This is a genomic window from Chengkuizengella sediminis, assembly GCF_010078385.1.
Lineage (GTDB): Bacteria > Bacillota > Bacilli > Paenibacillales > KCTC-33759 > Chengkuizengella > Chengkuizengella sediminis.
Genome location: NZ_SIJC01000023.1, coordinates 1 through 1,717 on the forward strand (window position 1 = coordinate 1; position 1,717 = coordinate 1,717).

The following is a 1,717-nucleotide window of genomic DNA, read 5'->3' on the forward strand; positions in this document are numbered from 1 at the left end:
TGATATGCTCCCCTTACGGTAGACAGTTAAAAAAATATAACTGTTTATCATAAGGGGAGTTTTATTATGGGTAGAAAATCTAAAATTGAATATGAATTGAAGGTTTTAGCAGTAAGGAATTATTTAAATGGCGTTAAGAGTATGAAAGCGATATGTGAAGAACTTTCGGTAGCTCGTAGTTCAGTTCGACAATGGGTTAGCCTCTACAGATCAAAAGGCTCAATTGGACTACTCCCTCAACGAAAGCATGTCAGCTATTCAAAGGAGTTAAAAACAGAAGCTGTGAAAGACTATCTAACAGGTAAAGGCTCTGCGATAGAAATCAGCATGAAATATGGTTTGCGTTCACAAAGACAACTACTGGAATGGACCATGAAGTATAATGGTCATGAAGAGATGAAACCATCAGGCACGGGAGGATATCAAACCATGACTAAAGGACGAGCTACCACTTTAGAAGATCGAATTGAAATTGTGAATGACTGTATTAAAAATGATAAGAATTATAGTAAGACAGCTGAAAAATATCAAGTTTCCTATCAACAAGTTCGCAATTGGATGATGAAATATGAAAAGTCGGGAGTCAATGGTCTCTTGGATCGTAGAGGTAAGAGAAAACCTGCAAGTCAACTTACCGAAACAGAAAAACTTAAAGCAGAAAATAAACTGTTGGAAGCCAAAAATAAACGTTTAGAAATGGAAAATGAACTGTTAAAAAAGTTAGAAAAGATCGAAAGAGGGTGGGAGTAAGTCTTGTCAAACATGAGGCAGAATATCGTGCTGTTCAGGAACTATCTACTGAAAAAAATTATCACATCACAACCCTTTGCGAGCTCTTAGATATTCAGCGTTCCGCCTATTACAAATGGTTACATCGTGAAAAAAGCCAAAGAGAACGGGAAAATGAGAAGCTCATGGAACAAATTAAAGAAGCTTATGAAGAACGAGACGGTATCCTCGGCTATCGCCAAATGACCCTAAAAATTCGACGCGAAAGTGACACGATTGTAAATCATAAAAGAGTATATCGTCTAATGCAAGTAATGGGCTTAAAGTCAGTATGTCGAAGAAAACGGAAGGTTTATATCAAATCGACACCTCAAATTACTGCTGAGAACAAACTAAATCGGGATTTTCATGCGAAGCAAATCCATGAAAAATGGCTTACAGACGTGACGGAATTAAAATACGGAAATGGGCAGAAAGCCTATTTGAGTGCTATTTTAGATCTTGGTGATCGGAGCATTGTTTCGTATGTACTTGGTAAGTCGAATAACAATGCACTTGTATTTCACACTTTCGATAAGGCTGTGAGTAACTATACAGAGGCTAAACCACTTTTTCATAGTGATCGTGGTTTTCAATATACAAGTAAAATATTTAAAGGAAAGCTTGATCAAGCAGGAATGGTACAAAGCATGTCTCGAGTTGGACGATGCATAGACAATGGACCTATGGAAGGATTCTTTGCTATTTTCAAAACTGAAATGTTTCATTTGTACAAGTTTAGTGATTTTGAAAGCTTAGAGAGCGCTGTAGATGATTATATGGATTATTATAACAATCAACGTTACCAAAAGCGTTTAAATGGTATGACACCAATGGAATATCGTCACTATTTAACTGCAACAGTTGCATAAAATAGCGCCAATCTGTCGATTGACGCTACATACATCTTTATATTATTTCCACTGTCTATTTGACAGGGGGCAGTTCA

At 36.8% G+C, this 1,717-nt stretch carries 2 protein-coding genes; both read left to right on the plus strand.

Annotated features, from left to right (window positions below; translation table 11 throughout):
• The first annotated feature begins 66 nt into the window (after positions 1-66).
• On the plus strand, positions 67-750 hold the full coding sequence (locus EPK97_RS21075; protein WP_162038585.1) for a helix-turn-helix domain-containing protein: 684 nt from the start codon (positions 67-69) through the stop codon (positions 748-750).
• Positions 741-1,640 carry an IS3 family transposase gene (locus EPK97_RS21080; RefSeq protein WP_162038586.1) on the plus strand — a complete coding sequence of 300 codons (900 nt, stop codon included), beginning with the start codon at positions 741-743 and terminating at the stop codon, positions 1,638-1,640. The genes EPK97_RS21075 and EPK97_RS21080 overlap by 10 nt, the downstream gene beginning before the upstream one ends.
• The last annotated feature ends 77 nt before the right edge of the window (positions 1,641-1,717 follow it).